Genomic DNA, 15,347 nt, shown 5'->3' on the forward strand with positions numbered 1-15,347 from the left:
CACCTCACGGGTATGGTGCGCCGGGCGGAGCGGCACTCCGCCCGGCGCGCGGGATCAGGACGCCGCCGCGTCCTTCTCCTGGTTGCGCAGGGCGCGGCGGACGCCGTCGGCGCCCTCCAGGATCAGCCGGCGCAGCGCCTGCGGCGGCTGCTCGGCGGCGAGGTAGTCCTCGGCGGCCCGTACGGTCGCCTCCTCGATGAGCAGCGCGGGGAAGCAGCCCACCGCGAACGACGACGCCTGGTCGAACGTCCACTCCTTGTAGATGCGCCCGACCTCGGCGAAGTACTTCTCCCGGTACGGCGCGAGCAGCTCGGGGTGATGCGGGTCCTGGAACCCGCCGATCGTGGCGCGCGCGATGTGGTTGGCGAGCTCGCCGCCCACGACGCGCTCCCACGCCGCCGCCTTGGCCTCGGCGGTCGGCAGCGCGGCCCGGCACTGGGCGGCCGAGCGCTCACCGGTCGCCGTGGGGTCGCGCTCCAGCTCGGCCGCGATGCCCGCCTCGTCGATCCGGCCGCCGACGACCAGCGCGTGCACCAGGCTCCAGCGCAGGTCGGCGTCCACGGTCAGCCCGTCGGGCACGGAGGTGCCGTCGAGGATGCCGGCCAGCAGGTCGAGGTCCTCGCCCGAGGTGGCCGCCGGCGCGAACGCGTGCAGGTAGGCGAGCTGGTGGTCCGAGCCGGGCGCGGCGGCGGCGAGCAGCGAGCGCAGCTCGTCGGCCAGCAGCCGCAGGCCCTCGGCCCGCCAGGCCGGGTCGGCGTACTGCTGGACGGCCTGGCGGGCCTGCCGCAGGATCGCCTGGAGCACGGTGAGGTCGGTGACCACGCTCGCGCCCGAGATGACCAGCCGGACGTAGTCGCGGGCCGGCATCTCGCCGTCGCGGGTCATGTCCCAGGCCGCCGACCAGCACAGCGCGCGCGGCAGCGAGTCGGTGAACGCGGCGATGCCGCCGTTCACCAGCGTCCGCAGCGAGTCGTCGTCGAGGCGGATCTTGGCGTAGGTGAGGTCGTCGTCGTTGATCAGCACCAGGTCGGGCCGCTCCGCGCCGACCAGCTCGGCCACGGGCGTCCGGGCGCCGACGACGTCCAGCTCGACCCGCTTGGTACGGGTCAGCGCGCCGTCCACCAGCGAGTACAGGCCGACGGCGATGCGGTGCGAGCGCAGCGTCGGGTAGTCGGCGGGAGCCTCCTGCAGCACCTCGAAGCGGGTGAAACGGCCGTCCTCGACGTCGAACGACGGGCGCAGCGTGTTGACCCAGGCGGTCTCCAGCCAGTCCTTCGACCAGGCCGACAGGTCCCGGCCCGAGGTGCGCTCCAGCGCGTCGAGCAGGTCCTTCAGCTCGGTGTTGCCCCAGGCGTGGTCGGCGAAGTAGTCGCGCACGCCGGCGAGGAAGTTCTCCAGCCCCACGTACGCGACGAGCTGCTTGAGCACCGAGGCGCCCTTGGCGTACGTGATGCCGTCGAAGTTGACCTCGACCGCCTGCATGTCGGGGATGTCGGCGGCGATCGGGTGGGTGGAGGGGAGCTGGTCCTGACGGTAGGCCCAGGCCTTCTCCACGTTCGCGAACGTCGTCCAGGCGCCCCTGCCCCACCGCGTGGCCTCGGCCTGGCAGAGCACCGACATGTAGGTGGCGAACGACTCGTTGAGCCACAGGTCGTCCCACCAGCGCATGGTGACGAGGTCGCCGAACCACATGTGCGCCATCTCGTGCAGGATCGTCTCGGCGCGCCGCTCGACCAGGGCGTCGGTGACGCGGGAGCGGAAGACGTAGTCCTCCAGGAACGTCACGCAGCCCGCGTTCTCCATCGCGCCGGCGTTGAACTCGGGCACGAAGAGCTGGTCGTACTTGCCGAAGGGGTAGCGCACCCCGAACACCTTGTGGAAGAAGTCGAAGCCCTGCCGGGTGACCTCGAAGATGTTGTCGGCGTCGAGGTGCTCGGCGAGCGAGGCGCGGCAGTAGATGCCGAGCGGGATGCCGTCGTGCTCGGAGGTCGCCTTGTGGTACGGCCCGGCCACCAGCGCGGTGATGTAGGTGGACATGACCGGAGTGGTGTCGAACGTCCACCGCTTGGCCGCCTGCACGGTGCCGTGCCGCCCGGCCTGCTCGGGCAGGTTCTCGACGTTGGTCGCGGCGGCGTTGGAGACGACCTCCCAGTCGGCCGGGGCCAGCACGGTGAGCTGGAAGGTGGCCTTGAGGTCGGGCTGGTCGAAGCAGGCGTACATCCGGTGGGCGTCGGCCGTCTCGAACTGCGTGTGCAGGTAGACGCCCTGGTCGACCGGGTCGACGAAACGGTGCAGGCCCTCGCCGGTGCGCATGTAGGAGCAGTCGGCGTCCACGCGCAACTCGTTCGACTCGGCGATCGAGGGGAGCGGGAAGCGGCCCTTCTCCGCGTCGTAGGCGGACACGTCGAGGTCCTCGCCGTTCAGGGTCACCTGGCGGACGTGCGCGCCGTGCAGGTCGATGAAGGTGGACGAACCGGGGACCAGGCCGGAGAAGCGGACCGTGGTGACGCTTTCGAAGCGCTCCTCACCTTCCGTCAGATCGAGGGCGACCTCATACGACTCGACCTTCAACAGCTTGGCGCGTTCGCGCGCTTCGTCCCTGGTCAGGTTGCCTGCCAAGTTCCGCTCCTTTTCAACCGCTTCGTCGGGGTTGTCGGTATCCTGTCACGGCGGGAATAGGATCCGAGCCACCCCAGGTTATGGCCCCACATGGCTGAGAAGATTCCCGTAGACCTCTGGTTCGATCCTTCCTGTCCCTTCGCATGGGTAACGTCACGGTGGCTGCTCGAAGTCGAGAAGGTTCGGCCCATCGAGCCCCGCTTCCGCTTCATGTCGCTCCACTACCTCAATGAGGGCAAGGACGTGCCCGCCGAATACAAGGAGCGGGCGCTCAAGGCGCACGGATCGGTCCGCGTCGTGGCGGCCGCCGCCAAGCACGGCGAGGAGTACATCGGCCGGCTCTACACCGAGCTCGGCACCCGCCTGCACAACGAGGGCCTCGGCAAGGACCCGGAGAAGCTGCGCGAGATCAACGAGGCCGCCCTGGAGGCCGTGGGCCTCGACCCGCAGCTCGCCGACGCCATGGAGTCGGACGAGTGGGACGCCGGCATCCGCGCCTCGCACGACGAGGGCATCACGCTCGTCGGCCAGGAGGTCGGCACGCCGATCATCCGCGTCGGCGCCAACGCCTTCTTCGGGCCGGTCATCACCAGGATCATCAGGGGCGAGGACGCCGGTCGCCTGTGGGACGGCGTCGTCGCCGTGACGGAGTTCGACGACTTCTTCGAGCTGAAGCGCACGCGCACCCGCCGCCCGCAATTCGACTGAAAACCCGCTGTCAGCGCATTACGGATACCCCGCGGGGAGGAAAGACCCTGATCGCGGTGGAGAATCCTCATCCCCGGCTCAGTGAACCTCCCTCGCGAACGCCGGGACGCGCTGTCAGGATGGGGACATGCGTCAGCTGTACATCGGCGGCTCCTGGACCGCCTCAGCGTCCGACGAGTCCATAGAGGTCGTCAACCCGGCCACAGAAGAGGTCATCGACCACGTGCCCGCCGGCTCTCCCGACGATGTGGAGTCGGCCGTGGCCGCGGCGCGAAGAGCGTTCCCGTCCTGGTCGCGCAGCGCGCCGGCCGAACGCGGCAAGCTGCTCGCCGCCGCGGCCGAGCTGCTGAAGCAGCGCGCCGACGACGTCGCCGCGGCGATCGCCACCGACATGGGATCGCCGCTGGGCTTCGCGCTCAAGGTGCAGACCCTGATGCCCGCGGGGGTCCTCGCCTCCTTCGCCCACCTGGCCGAGAGCCATCCGCGCGAGCAGCGCGTCGGCTCCTCCCTGGTCGTCAAGGAGCCCATTGGGGTGGTCGCGGCCATCACGCCGTGGAACTACCCGCTGCACCAGATCGTCTGCAAGGTGGGCGCGGCGCTGGCCGCCGGGTGCACCGTCGTGCTCAAGCCGAGCGAGGTGGCGCCGCTGGCGGCGTACGAGCTGGCCGGCATCCTCGACGAGGTGGGCCTGCCGCCGGGCGTGTTCAACCTCGTCAGCGGGCGCGGGCCGGTCGTCGGCGAGGCCATGGCCGCCCACCCCGAGGTCGACATGGTCTCCTTCACCGGCTCCACCGCCGCGGGCCGCCGGGTGGCCGCGCTCGCCGCCGAGACCGTCAAGCGGGTGGCGCTCGAACTCGGCGGCAAGTCCGCCAACATCATCCTCCCCGACGCCGACCTCAAGCTCGCCGTCAAGGTCGGCGTGGCCAACTGCTTCGTCAACGCCGGGCAGACCTGCTCGGCCTGGACCCGCATGCTCGTCCACCGCGACCAGTACGACGAGGCCGTCCGCCTGGCCGTCGAGGCCGCCCGCGGCTACACCGTCGGCGACCCCTTCGACGAGTCCACCCGGATCGGCCCGCTGGTCTCGCAGGTCCAGCGCGACCGGGTGGTCCGCTACATCAACCGCGGCCAGGAGGAGGGCGCCCGGCTGGTGGCCGGCGGCACCGAACGGCCGCACGAGCGCGGCTTCTACGTCGAGCCCACGGTGTTCGCGGGCGTCGAGCCCGGCATGGCGATCGAGCAGGAGGAGATCTTCGGGCCGGTGCTGTCGGTGATCCCCTACACCACCGAGGACCAGGCCGTCTCCATCGCCAACGGCACCCGCTACGGCCTGGCCGGCGCGGTCTGGGCGGGCACCGAGGAACGCGCCCTGGGGGTGGCCCGCCGCCTGCGGACCGGGCAGGTCGCCGTCAACGGCGGCCGGTTCAACCCGCTGGCCCCGTTCGGCGGCTACAAGCAGTCGGGCGTCGGCCGCGAGCTCGGCGAGTACGGCCTGGAGGAATACCTGGAGATCAAGTCGCTCCAGCTCTGACGCCCGCCGGCGGGCGGCTCAGACCAGCAGGCCCCCGCTGGCGATCAGGTTCTGGCCGGTGATCCACCGCCCGTCGGGCCCGGCCAGGAACGCCACCACCGAGGCGATGTCGTCCGGCCGCCCCAGCCGTCCGAGCGCCGTGAGCGCCTGTGTCCGCTCCAGCGCCTCGGGCGGGTTGGCGCCGCGCAGCATGTCGGTGTCCGTCGCGCCCGAGGAGACGACGTTGACGGTGATGCCGCGCCCGCCCAGCTCCCGCGCCGCCACCTTGGCGAACTGCTCGACCGCGCCCTTGCCGCCGCAGTAGAGCGCGAGCGTCGGGGCGGGCACCTGCGTGTTGAGCGAGGAGATCGTGACGATGCGCCCGCCGTCGCGCATCACCCCGGCGGCCCACCGCAGGGCGAGGAGGACGGCGCGCACGTTCACCGCGAACGAGCGCTCGAAGTCGTCGTCCGTGAGGTCCGCGAGCAGCTTCTGCCCGGTGGTGGTGGCCGCGTTGTTGACGAGGATGTCCACCCCGGGCAGCCGGGCCTCCGCCTCGGCGAACAGCCGCTCCAGATCCTCCTTGACGCCGAGGTCCGCCCGCACCGCCGTCGCGCCCGTCTCCTTCGCGACCCGCAGCGCGGCCTCCTCCGACCGCTCGTAGCAGAAGACGACCTCGGCGCCGTCCTGCCGCAACCGCTCCACGACGGCTCTGCCGATGCCACGGGAGCCACCCGTGACCAACGCGCCCTTGCCGGAAAGCCCTTTGCCGGAAAGCCCCTTGACGGAAAGCACAGTCATGCGGCCACGCTACGCCTCGGGGTCAGGCGCGCGACATGATCCCGCGGGCCTCGTCGCGCGGCAGGCGGTCGACGTACAGGCGGCCGTCGAGATGCTCGACCTCGTGCTGGAAGCAGCGCGCCAGCGAGCCGCGGGCGCGTACGCGCACCGGCCGCCTGAGCCGGTCCACGCCCTCCACGGTCACGCCCGCCGCGCGCGCGACGGGGGCGTAGATCGGCCGTCCGGTGCGCCGGTCGGGCACCGACAGGCAGCCCTCCTCGTCGGCGATCTCCTCCGGGTCGTCCACCGTCAGCACCGGGTTGATCACGTGGCCCTTGCGCCGGTTGATGTCGTAGACGAACAATCGCCGCGACACGCCGATCTGCGGGGCCGCCAGGCCCACCCCGTCGACCGCGTACATCGCCTCGAACATCTCCTCGATCAGGCGGCGCAGCTCGCGGTCGAAGTCCGTGACCGGCTCGGCGGGCGTGCGCAGCACGGGGTCGCCGATGACGCGGATCTCTCGCATGATCCCTGCCTTCGTAAGGGGCGGCGGACGGAAGTGATCCTTACTCTAGTGCGCGAGCCGCCACCCCGGGGCTGTGGAAGACTGGGCGGGTGCGTGTCTACATCGGTGCCGACCATGCCGGCTATGAGCTCAAGAACCACCTCGTGTCCTGGCTGAAGGACCACGGGCACGAGGTGACCGACTGCGGTCCCTTCGTCTACGACGCCGAGGACGACTATCCGGCGTTCGTGCTGCGCGCCGCCGAGGGCGTCGCGGGCGACCCGGCGAGCCTCGGCATCGTCATCGGCGGCTCGGGCAACGGCGAGCAGATCGCCGCCAACAAGGTGCGCGGCATCCGCGCGGCCCTGGCCTGGAGCGAGGACACCGCGCGCCTGGCCCGCGAGCACAACAACGCCAACGTCGTCAGCATCGGGGCGCGCATGCACTCCCTCGACGAGGCCACCCGCTTCGCCGAGGTGTTCCTGGGCACGCCCTTCTCCGGCAGCGAGCGCCACAGCCGGCGCATCGCGCAGCTGGCCTCGTACGAGACGATCGGCCAGCTCCCGCCGCTGCCCTGACTAGCTGTTCTGCCCTTTACGCCGGGTCTCGCGCTTCGGCATCTCGTCACGCAGGGGCCGCCGGTCGGCGGCCTCCTGCTGCTCCTTCGCCGGGCGCGACACGTCGCGGGCGCGCATGGCGATCGTCGCGGTGATCTGCAAGCTCTGCAAGGCCATGCCCCGAGCGTACGTCCGAAGCCCCGGCTCTCGGGAGAGGCGGCTCAGAAGACCCGGCCCGCCCACGGCCTGGGGCTCCAGGACATCGCGGTGGCGAGGTCGCGCACCGCGCCCGGGGTGTGCTCGCGCAGCAGCCCCGCGCCGAGCATCGGGCCGAGCTGCCCGTCGCCCAGATACGCCGAGCCCAGGGCCGCCACCGGCACCGTGAGGTCCGGCTCGTCCTCGACCTGCTTGCACTCCGCGCCCGACGGGTCCGCGGTGAGCCGCCAGCGGCCGGCGTTCCACGGGCACACGTCGTCGTCCACCTCGATCACCAGGTCCACGGGGGCGGCGTAGGCGCGCGCGGTCAGCGCGCGGTCCACCTCGACCAGGCGTACCCACAGCTCGTCGCCGTAGGTCGCGCGGAGCTGGCGCGGGTCGGCCAGGAGCGTCTGCAGGGGGTCGTCCACCGGACGTCTGCCCGCCCGCAGCGTGGTCACGAGGTCCCGGTCCAGCAGGTGGCGCCACAGCAGCGCGTACGCCGCCGGATCGCTCGCCTCCAGCTCATGGAGCCGCACCTCGCCCTCGGGCACCCCGTTGTCGTCCCAGGACGACTTGATTCGGAACAACGCGTACCCGCGCACGCCCCCGTCGTCCTCCGCCAGTACGCAGCGCAGCGCGCCCATCCCGCCCCGGTCGGACTCGTCGTCGGCGAGGCTGCTGTTCCAGAAGGCGGCGTGCCGCTCGTAGCGGCCGGGCCGGGCGGTCACCACGGAGGCGAACAGGGCCTCCAATTCGTCCCGCACCTCGGCCGGCGGCGTCACCCTGATCCGCAACGACGGGTCCGCGGGCGCGTCCGGCACGAACGCCGCGGCACGCTTGGTGATACGGAAGGACAGCTCGCTCGCGGCCCGGCCGTAGCCGAAGCGGCCGTAGATGCCCGACTCGGAGGCGTACAGCGCGGCCACAGCCTCCCCCCGCTCGCGGATGTCGGCGAGCTGACGGCGCATCATCTGCGACAACACGCCGCGGCGCCGGTGCGAGGGCAGCACGCTCACGGACGTCACCCCGCCCACGGGCAACTGCCGCCCGCCGGGAAGCGTCATCCTGAGGCTGAGGGTGTCGGTGGTGCCCACCATGACCTCGCCGTCGAAGACGGCCAGCGTCCGGTCGAACTCGGTCTCGGCCTTGAACCGCTCGATCATCCCGGGCGGCGCGGTCCAGCCGAACCCTTCGTTCATGACGTTGACGTACGCCGTCCACTCGGATTCGGCGATCGGACGGATGGGGAAGCTCATCCGTCCACGGTAGGAGCGGGCAAAGGGGGAGAGCCACCGAATATCCGCACGTAATGATCAAGGCCTTGGTCAAGTGGACTGCCCAAACGGGATGCGGACCGATACAGTCAGGCCCATCATGAGTTCCCGTCCGGCGCCGCTGATCCCGCCACGGGTCCGCGCCGCGCTGGCGCGGGTGCCCTTCCTCGTGTCCATCGTCCGCTTCGTCCGCAGAGGGCCGCTCGCCCGCGACCGCAATCTGCTCATCACGCTCGCCGTGCTCGCGCTGCTCATCGGGGTGCTGGCCGGCCAGGTCTCCACCGAGTGGTTCTCGCCGTCCCTGCTCATCCTCGTCACCCTGGTCGGCGGGCTGCAGCTGCGCCTGCGCAGCCTGGTCGTGCTGCTCGTGGCCGTGGGCGCGGCGCTCGGCTACGTCGCGGTCACGCTCGGCGCGGGCAGCGTCGGGGTGGGGCTCATGGTGACGATCGGGTTCACCACCGTGCTCGCCGTGCTCATGGCGCGCACCCGAGGCAAGCTCGGCGTGCAGGGGCTGCGCGGTGACGCGATGCTGCTGGAGCTGCGCGACCGGCTCAAGAGACAGGGCGAGCTGCCGCCGCTGCCCAAGGACTGGGGCGCCAAGGTGGTGCTCAAGCAGGCCGGCGGGTCCTCCTTCGGCGGGGACTTCCTCGTGTCCATGCGTGACGGCGACAGCGTCGAGATCGCCCTGGTCGACGTCTCCGGCAAGGGCGTGGACGCGGGCACCAGGGCGCTGCTGCTGTCGGGGACGTTCGGCGGCCTGCTCGGCTCGGTCGACGACTTCCTGCCCGCCTGCAACGCCTACCTGCACCGCCAGCGGGGCGACGAGGGCTTCGTGACCGCCGTGCACCTGCGCCTCGACCTCGCGACGGGCGACTACACGATCACCTCGGCCGGACATCCGCCGGTGGTGAAGTTCGACGCCGGCACCGGGAGCTGGCAGGTCGCCGCGGCCAAGGGCGTCGTGCTCGGCGTGGTGCCCGACCTGCACTGCGAGCCCGACAGCGGCACCCTGCGCAAGGGCGACGCGCTGCTGCTGTTCACCGACGGGCTCATCGAGCAGCCCGGCCGCGACATCGACGCCGGGCTCGACCGGCTGCTCGGCGAGGCCGAGCGGCTGCTGCCCTCGGGGTTCCGCGACGGCGCCCGCGCGCTGGTCAACGCCATGGCCTCGGGGCACAACGACGACTGCGCGCTGGTGCTCATCTGGCGGCCGTGACCCTGACGTTCGACACGGGCCAGGTCGTGAGAAGGGCGTACTGTCAACGCCTGCCCAAAATGTCTGAGGCCCTTGAGGACCGGGGAAGTCGACTACCCTGAAGCTGTCTGGACCGTCCGCCTTGCCCTGGAGCGCGCATAGATGAACTGGCTCTATCTGGTGGGGATCATCCTCTTCCTGCTCGGGTTGATGTTCTCCATCGCGCTGCACGAGATCGGCCACCTCATCCCCGCCAAGCTCTTCGGGGTCAAGGTCACCCAGTACATGGTGGGCTTCGGCTCGACCGCCTGGTCCAGGCGCAGGGGCGAGACCGAGTACGGCATCAAGTGGATCCCGTTCGGCGGCTACATCCGCATGATCGGCATGCTGCCGCCGCGCCCCGGTGACGACCCGAACAAACTGCGCAACACCGCCACCGGCCCCTGGCAGGGCCTCATCGAGTCGGCCAGGGACGCAGCCCAGGAGGAGGTGCGGCCCGGCGACGAGGACCGCGTCTTCTACCGCAAGAAGTGGTGGCAGAAGATCATCATCATGTCCGGCGGGCCGCTGATGAACTTCGTGCTCGCGTTCGTCTTCTTCAGCATCCTGCTGGTCGGCATCGGCCTGCCCGCCTGGGCCCCGGTCGTCTCGCCCGAGACCTCCACCTGCGTGATCCCGGTCAGCGAGCAGCGCAAGACCTGCCAGGCCGGCGACCAGCCCACTCCCGCGGCGCAGGCCGGACTCAAGCCCGGCGACCGGATGGTCACCTTCGACGGCCAGAAGATCACCACGTGGGAGGACGCCACCCGGCTCATCCGCTCCCACGGCCCCGGCCCGGTCGAGCTCGGCGTCGTACGCGACGGCAAGCCGCTGACGCTCGACGTCACCCTCATCGCCCAGGACCGCCCCAACCTCCAGGACCCGAGCAAGATCGACAAGAACGTCGGCTTCCTCGGCGTCCTGCCCACCGAGGTCATGCAGCGCCAGAGCATGGGCGCGGTCGTCGGCTACATGGGCGAGCTGACCGGCCGTGTGGCGGGCTCCCTGCTCAACCTGCCGGACAAGATGGTCGGCGTCTGGCACGCGGCCTTCTCTGGCGAGAAGCGCGACCCCGAGGGTCCGGTCGGCGTCGTGGGCGCGGGCCGCATGGGCGGCGAGATCCTGGCCAGCGACCTGACCAACGAGAAGAAGATCGCCATCTTCGTCAACCTGCTGGCCGGCTTCAACCTGGCGATCGGCATGTTCAACCTCATCCCGCTGCTGCCCCTGGACGGCGGGCACATCGCCGGCGGGATCTGGGAGGGCATCAAGCGGGCGTACGCGAAGATCATGCGACGGCCGGAGCCGAAGTACGTGGACATCGCGAAGGTGCTGCCGCTGACGTACGCGATCGCGCTCGTCATGATGGTGATGGCCGGGCTCCTGGTCTACGCCGACCTGGTCAACCCGCTTACCCTGACCGGCTGACCGGCGGCCGTACTTCCCAGGCCGGCTGTTGGAGCAATGTGGCGGTCGCGCCAGGACCGTGAGTTCTGGACGCAGGAGGAAGACCCCGTCGAAGAGCAGTACGGCGTCTGGGGAAGCGGGCGCGGCCGCGGGGGACCACGGTGTGTCGGAACCTCCGATCTGCGACCGGGCCCAGCGAATCGAGCAGGACCCGGCACGATCGCGGGGGTCGAAGTAACAGCCTTCGGCCGACTACCGGCCGCGTCGATAGCGCTGCGCACGGGCGAAGAGGAAGTCGTCGACGGTCACGCGGATGGTGTCGCGGTCCTGCGCGCGCAGGACGACGGCGAGCTCATCGGCCGGCGTGGTCCTGCCGGCGGCGGGCGGCCCGCCGACGACGACCCGCAGCGGGTGCGCGGCCGCGACGGACCCGATCACCTCGACCAGCCGGCTGATGAGCTCGCCGCGGCCCGCTCAGCCCTCGTCCCCTACGAGTAGGGGGCGACCGACACCCCTTCGACGATCGACCGTTCGTCCTCCTCGTCCGCGTCAGGGTCCAGATCGAGAGCCCACAGAGATCCCATCGACCACACGGAGAAGCCGGCGTGGAAGGTGAACCCGATGTCCGAAGACGTGCCCGTGTGGCCCTTCGCAACCAGTCCGGAAACCACCTCGTCCATGAACCGGTAGGTCAGCTGCACGCCGTCGAAGAACACCTCTTCCCCACCGTGGCCCGAGTAGGCGATCTCCACCAGCTCGACCCGGTCGTCCGGGCCGTAGTGGACGATCAACATGGGAGCGGTGTCGTAGACGTTCTTACTGCCGTGGCCATGCACCGGGCCCCCGATCCGGCCCTCAACCTCGGCTCGCTGGTCCCCGACCTTCACCAGGGCCACACCCGCGCCCGGAAGTATCTCCATGCGCCCATAGTCTGCCGACTGATGACCCGCGCCCGGACGCACAAGGCCCCTTCCGCATCGGAAGGGGCCTTCGAGCTGGTCGGGGCGACAGGATTTGAACCTGCGACTTCTTGCTCCCAAAGCAAGCGCGCTGCCAAGCTGCGCCACGCCCCGCTTCGCCGAGTGCGCATGCGCCCCGGGACTCCGGTACGCTTACGCTCTGACGACCGGATGAAGTCTAGACCAGAGTTCGACCGGTTCGCGCGGACGTAGCTCAATGGTAGAGCCCTAGTCTTCCAAACTAGCTACGCGGGTTCGATTCCCGTCGTCCGCTCCAAGCACGAAGGCCCAGGTCCGGGAGTTGATCCCGAGTCTGGGCCTTGCTGTTATCCGACCTTGTCTCTCTGACCGTGCCACTCACGCGCCGCTCGTCTCGTCGGCCTGACCGCCCCTTGCCACCCGCCGGGCTTCCCCGAGCGCCTGAGTGGACGGCCCCACCATGGCGAGCCGATCCTTGCGCCACCGTCGTACGTCTGCCTCTCGGATGCCGGTCAGACTGCGATTGCCGACAGCCGGGGCGAAGTGGTTCTTGAGCAATCTCCGGTAGAGATCTTCCATCGTGGGCTTGATCACGCTGCCGGTGATCCACTGCTCGGCGTATGCGCCGAACGAGATCTTCACCAGCCAAAGATCAGCGTCATGGTACCTGCCGGAGGGAAGCGCTCGGATGGTGCCGAAAGTCGTCGGGCACCGGCCATCATGCAGCCCTCCCTAGCCCTGCGGTGACTGGCTCAACCACGTTGCCGGCGAGGAAGGCTCCAAGGCGGCGGCCCTCCGCGCTGCGCGTGCGGCCTTGGGCCGTTCTCGCGCGGGAGCCGCGCGGGCTGAGGAATCAGGGGTCACCTATGACCAGCATGACGACAGGAGGCTCAGTGATCTTCCATCCGTTCGCGCTCTTCGTGCTCGTGATTCTGCTCGGCGGAGTTGCCCTGTTCGTTGTGATGAGCATCCAGCTCTGGAAGCTGTTCTGTGCAGGCGACGCCTCCGGCGGGGGCACTCGGCTCCAGGGTGATCGCGAAAGCGGTCCAGCCTTCGAGTAGTCAGTGGCTGAGGGCCCGATCTTCCCGTCCGCCACGTCCCGGGCAGAGCCCAGCAGTCAGTCGCACGCGGCTGCCTGGCCTTTCCCTTCTCGTGATCGACACGTCCGCGCGGCGGGAGTAGCGTCGCCTCGTGACCTGGGTCGAGATCGTGCAGACGCTTGCCCTCGTGTCCGTGGCCATCACGCTGGTCATGAGAGCGCGGCGGCGCGGCAGGAATGCTCAGGACCACCGGCAGCTCCGTACGGGGATCATCCTGATGTTCGCCTGCTGGTTCGGCGCGATGCTGCTCGTGCGGATCACGGCCTGGACAGCCTGATCCGAGGTCGGCGGGCGGGCGATCGTAAGCTGAGAAGGATGATGCGCGCGCGACCGATCTCCCGTGACGTCCTGGTCGAGGAGCTGGCCGAGTTGATCGCCGGTCGGCCGCGGGAGGCGTGGGTGCGGGTGGCCGTGGACGGCGCCCCCGCGGCGCGGCCGGAGGCGCTGGCCGACGAGCTGGTCGCCCCGCTGCGGTTGCGCGGGAGGCCGGTGCTGCGGGTGTCCGCCGGCGACTTCCTGCGTCCGGCGTCGCTGCGGCTGGAGCACGGCAGGACCGATCCCGACGCCTTCTACGAGGACTGGCTGGACGTCAAGGCGTTGCGGCGGGAGGTGCTGGAGCCGCTGGACGCGGGCGGGTCGGGGCGGGTCCTGCCGGCGCTGTGGAACAGCAGCGTGGACCGCGCCTACCGGGCGCCGTACGAGGAGCTGCCGCCCGGCGGGGTGGCGCTGGTCGACGGGACGTTGCTGCTGGGGCACGGGCTGCCGTTCGACGTGAGCGTGCACGTGTGGCTGTCGCCGGGCGCGCTGAGCCGCGGCACGCCGGAGGAGGAGCGGTGGCGGCTGCCCGCGTACGAGCGCTACGAGCGCGAGGCCCGCCCCCAACGCTCGGCCGACGTCGTCGTCCGGGCCGACCACCCCGATCGGCCGGCGGTGTTGACCGGTAGCTGAGAGTTACTGGATTGCCGTGCGTAACGGGCGCAGACTGAAACAGTGATCCCGAGCAACTGGTACAACATCGTTCCCGACCTGCCCGCTCCTCCTCCGCCGCCGCTGCACCCGGCCACCCGCGAGCCCGTCGGGCCGGACGACCTGGCCCCGCTGTTCCCGATGGAGCTGATCGCGCAGGAGGTCAGCACCGAGCGGTTCGTCCCGATCCCGCAGGAGGTCATGGAGGTCTACCGGCTCTGGCGGCCGACGCCGCTGATCCGGGCCCGCCGTCTGGAGCGGGCCCTCGGCACGCCGGCCAGGATCTACTACAAGTACGAGGGCGTCTCGCCGGCCGGCTCCCACAAGCCGAACACCGCCGTCCCGCAGGCGTACTACAACGCCAAGGAAGGCGTCCGGCTGCTCACGAGCGAGACCGGCGCGGGGCAGTGGGGATCGTCGCTGGCCTTCGCCTGCGCCCAGTTCGATGTGGAATGCCAGATCTGGATGGTGCGCGCCTCCTACGACCAGAAGCCCTACCGCCGCTCGCTCATGCAGGTGTACGGGGCGACGGTGCACGCCAGCCCGTCCCCGGTGACCGGCGCGGGCAGCAAGGTCCTGGCCGGCGATCCGGACTCGCCCGGCAGCCTCGGCATCGCGATCAGCGAGGCCGTCGAGGTGGCGGCCGCGACCCCCGACGCCCGTTACGCGCTCGGCTCGGTGCTCAACCACGTGCTCATGCATCAGACGCTCATCGGCGAGGAGGCACTGGAGCAGCTCCCCGAGCTGCCCGACCTGGTCATCGGCTGCACGGGCGGCGGCTCCAACTTCGCCGGGCTGATGTTCCCGTTCCTGCGCGAGAAGCTGGCGGGCCGCCTGGACACGGTGTTCCGCGCGGTCGAGCCGGCCGCGTGCCCGTCGTTCACCCGCGGCGTGTACGCCTACGACTTCGGCGACACCGCCGGCCTGACACCGCTGCTCAAGATGCACACGCTGGGCCACTCGTTCGTGCCGGACCCGATCCACGCGGGCGGCCTGCGCTATCACGGCATGTCGCCGCTGCTGTCGCACATGTACGACCTGGGCCTGTTCGAGGCCGTCACCCGAGCCCAGAGCGAGTGCTTCGAGGCCGGCGTCCGCTTCGCCCGTACCGAGGGCATCGTGCCGGCCCCCGAGCCCACGCACGCGCTGGCCGAGACGATCGCGGAGGCGTTGCGCTGCAAGGAGAGCGGCGAGGAGAAGGTCATCCTGACCGCGCTGTGCGGCCACGGGCACTTCGACCTCGCGGCCTACGACCGGCACCTGGGCGGCGAGCTGGAGGACTACACGCTGCCGCAGGAGCGCATCGACCAGGCGCTCACGGAGCTGCCGACCTGACCTTGATCGCCGGGTGGCCGCAGGAGGCGGCCACCCGGTGGTTCCTAACGTGCGGTGGGGCGCTTGCCGTGGTTCGCCTTCTTCTTCTTGCGCGCCTTGCCTTTGCGTGCTCGCCTGGCCATGAAGCTCGCCTCCCGCGTTCGGGGTCCGGCATGGATCCCCACCGTCCTCCCACCGCGCCGACCAGGCAAGTGATCCACGCGAACTAACATT

Annotated in this window: 18 protein-coding genes and 2 tRNA genes; 10 read left to right on the top strand and 10 right to left on the bottom strand. The window is 70.5% G+C overall.

The genetic code is table 11. From position 1 onward, the window contains the following. Positions 1-54: 54 nt before the first annotated feature. Entirely contained in the window at positions 55-2,619 is a 2,565-nt protein-coding gene (gene pepN, locus ABD292_RS11655) for an aminopeptidase N (protein WP_344207119.1), read from the bottom strand. A gap of 90 nt (positions 2,620-2,709) precedes the next feature. Between pepN and ABD292_RS11660 the strand changes: the two genes are divergently transcribed. Together ABD292_RS11660 and ABD292_RS11665 are read left to right on the top strand one after the other, a co-directional pair. Next, positions 2,710-3,327: a mycothiol-dependent nitroreductase Rv2466c family protein gene (locus tag ABD292_RS11660; protein WP_425565059.1), complete on the top strand. Its 618-nt coding sequence runs from the start codon at positions 2,710-2,712 to the stop codon at positions 3,325-3,327. Positions 3,328-3,454: 127 nt separating this feature from the next. After that, entirely contained in the window at positions 3,455-4,858 is a 1,404-nt protein-coding gene (locus ABD292_RS11665; protein WP_344207121.1) for an aldehyde dehydrogenase family protein, read from the top strand. 18 nt (positions 4,859-4,876) lie between these two features. On the opposite strand, the gene ABD292_RS11670 is transcribed toward ABD292_RS11665, so the two are convergent. After that, positions 4,877-5,638, bottom strand: coding sequence for an SDR family oxidoreductase (locus ABD292_RS11670; RefSeq protein WP_344207122.1), 762 nt, complete (start codon positions 5,636-5,638; stop codon positions 4,877-4,879). A gap of 22 nt (positions 5,639-5,660) precedes the next feature. After that, on the bottom strand, positions 5,661-6,146 hold the full coding sequence (gene def, locus ABD292_RS11675) for a peptide deformylase (RefSeq protein ID WP_344207123.1): 486 nt from the start codon (positions 6,144-6,146) through the stop codon (positions 5,661-5,663). Between the two features lie 89 nt (positions 6,147-6,235). Here def and ABD292_RS11680 point away from each other — a divergent pair, with 89 nt between their 5' ends. Continuing rightward, positions 6,236-6,703 (top strand): ribose-5-phosphate isomerase, encoded by a 468-nt coding sequence (locus tag ABD292_RS11680; protein WP_344207124.1) that lies wholly within the window; start codon positions 6,236-6,238, stop codon positions 6,701-6,703. Here the strand turns inward: ABD292_RS11680 and ABD292_RS11685 are convergent, their stop codons facing one another. Together ABD292_RS11685 and ABD292_RS11690 are read right to left on the bottom strand one after the other, a co-directional pair. Continuing rightward, positions 6,704-6,859 carry a hypothetical protein gene (locus ABD292_RS11685; RefSeq protein ID WP_344207125.1) on the bottom strand — a complete coding sequence of 52 codons (156 nt, stop codon included), beginning with the start codon at positions 6,857-6,859 and terminating at the stop codon, positions 6,704-6,706. It lies immediately after the preceding gene. A gap of 44 nt (positions 6,860-6,903) precedes the next feature. Continuing rightward, on the bottom strand, positions 6,904-8,136 hold the full coding sequence (locus tag ABD292_RS11690; protein WP_344207126.1) for a GNAT family N-acetyltransferase: 1,233 nt from the start codon (positions 8,134-8,136) through the stop codon (positions 6,904-6,906). 118 nt (positions 8,137-8,254) lie between these two features. Between ABD292_RS11690 and ABD292_RS11695 the strand changes: the two genes are divergently transcribed. Continuing rightward, on the top strand, positions 8,255-9,370 hold the full coding sequence (locus ABD292_RS11695; RefSeq protein WP_344207127.1) for a PP2C family protein-serine/threonine phosphatase: 1,116 nt from the start codon (positions 8,255-8,257) through the stop codon (positions 9,368-9,370). A 141-nt stretch (positions 9,371-9,511) separates the two neighbouring features. Continuing rightward, positions 9,512-10,816 carry a M50 family metallopeptidase gene (locus tag ABD292_RS11700; RefSeq protein WP_344207128.1) on the top strand — a complete coding sequence of 435 codons (1,305 nt, stop codon included), beginning with the start codon at positions 9,512-9,514 and terminating at the stop codon, positions 10,814-10,816. A gap of 231 nt (positions 10,817-11,047) precedes the next feature. Here ABD292_RS11700 and ABD292_RS11705 read toward each other — a convergent pair whose 3' ends face one another. The 3 genes from ABD292_RS11705 to ABD292_RS11715 form a co-directional block, all read right to left on the bottom strand. Beyond that, entirely contained in the window at positions 11,048-11,233 is a 186-nt protein-coding gene (locus ABD292_RS11705; RefSeq protein WP_344207129.1) for a nucleoside/nucleotide kinase family protein, read from the bottom strand. Positions 11,234-11,283: 50 nt separating this feature from the next. Continuing rightward, a complete protein-coding gene (locus ABD292_RS11710; protein ID WP_344207130.1) occupies positions 11,284-11,715 on the bottom strand; it encodes a hypothetical protein in 432 nt (143 codons plus the stop codon). Between the two features lie 76 nt (positions 11,716-11,791). Further along, positions 11,792-11,868, bottom strand: a tRNA-Pro gene (locus tag ABD292_RS11715). Between the two features lie 89 nt (positions 11,869-11,957). Between ABD292_RS11715 and ABD292_RS11720 the strand changes: the two genes are divergently transcribed. Next, positions 11,958-12,031 (top strand) — tRNA-Gly (locus ABD292_RS11720). An 80-nt stretch (positions 12,032-12,111) separates the two neighbouring features. Here ABD292_RS11720 and ABD292_RS11725 read toward each other — a convergent pair. After that, a complete protein-coding gene (locus ABD292_RS11725) occupies positions 12,112-12,375 on the bottom strand; it encodes a hypothetical protein (RefSeq protein WP_344207131.1) in 264 nt (87 codons plus the stop codon). A gap of 224 nt (positions 12,376-12,599) precedes the next feature. Between ABD292_RS11725 and ABD292_RS11730 the strand changes: the two genes are divergently transcribed. The 4 genes from ABD292_RS11730 (at position 12,600) to ABD292_RS11745 (ending at position 15,134) form a co-directional block, all read left to right on the top strand. Continuing rightward, entirely contained in the window at positions 12,600-12,794 is a 195-nt protein-coding gene (locus ABD292_RS11730; RefSeq protein ID WP_344207132.1) for a hypothetical protein, read from the top strand. 130 nt (positions 12,795-12,924) lie between these two features. Further along, on the top strand, positions 12,925-13,110 hold the full coding sequence (locus ABD292_RS11735) for a hypothetical protein (protein WP_344207133.1): 186 nt from the start codon (positions 12,925-12,927) through the stop codon (positions 13,108-13,110). Positions 13,111-13,148: 38 nt separating this feature from the next. After that, entirely contained in the window at positions 13,149-13,781 is a 633-nt protein-coding gene (locus tag ABD292_RS11740) for a nucleoside/nucleotide kinase family protein (protein ID WP_344207134.1), read from the top strand. 42 nt (positions 13,782-13,823) lie between these two features. After that, complete coding sequence (locus ABD292_RS11745; protein ID WP_344207135.1) at positions 13,824-15,134, top strand: TrpB-like pyridoxal phosphate-dependent enzyme; 1,311 nt, start codon at positions 13,824-13,826, stop codon at positions 15,132-15,134. A 44-nt stretch (positions 15,135-15,178) separates the two neighbouring features. Here ABD292_RS11745 and ABD292_RS48925 read toward each other — a convergent pair whose 3' ends face one another. Further along, entirely contained in the window at positions 15,179-15,256 is a 78-nt protein-coding gene (locus tag ABD292_RS48925) for a 50S ribosomal protein bL37 (RefSeq protein ID WP_371252575.1), read from the bottom strand. Between the last annotated feature and the right edge of the window lie 91 nt (positions 15,257-15,347).

Origin of the sequence: Nonomuraea bangladeshensis, assembly GCF_039529455.1 — a bacterium.
GTDB lineage: Bacteria > Actinomycetota > Actinomycetes > Streptosporangiales > Streptosporangiaceae > Nonomuraea > Nonomuraea bangladeshensis.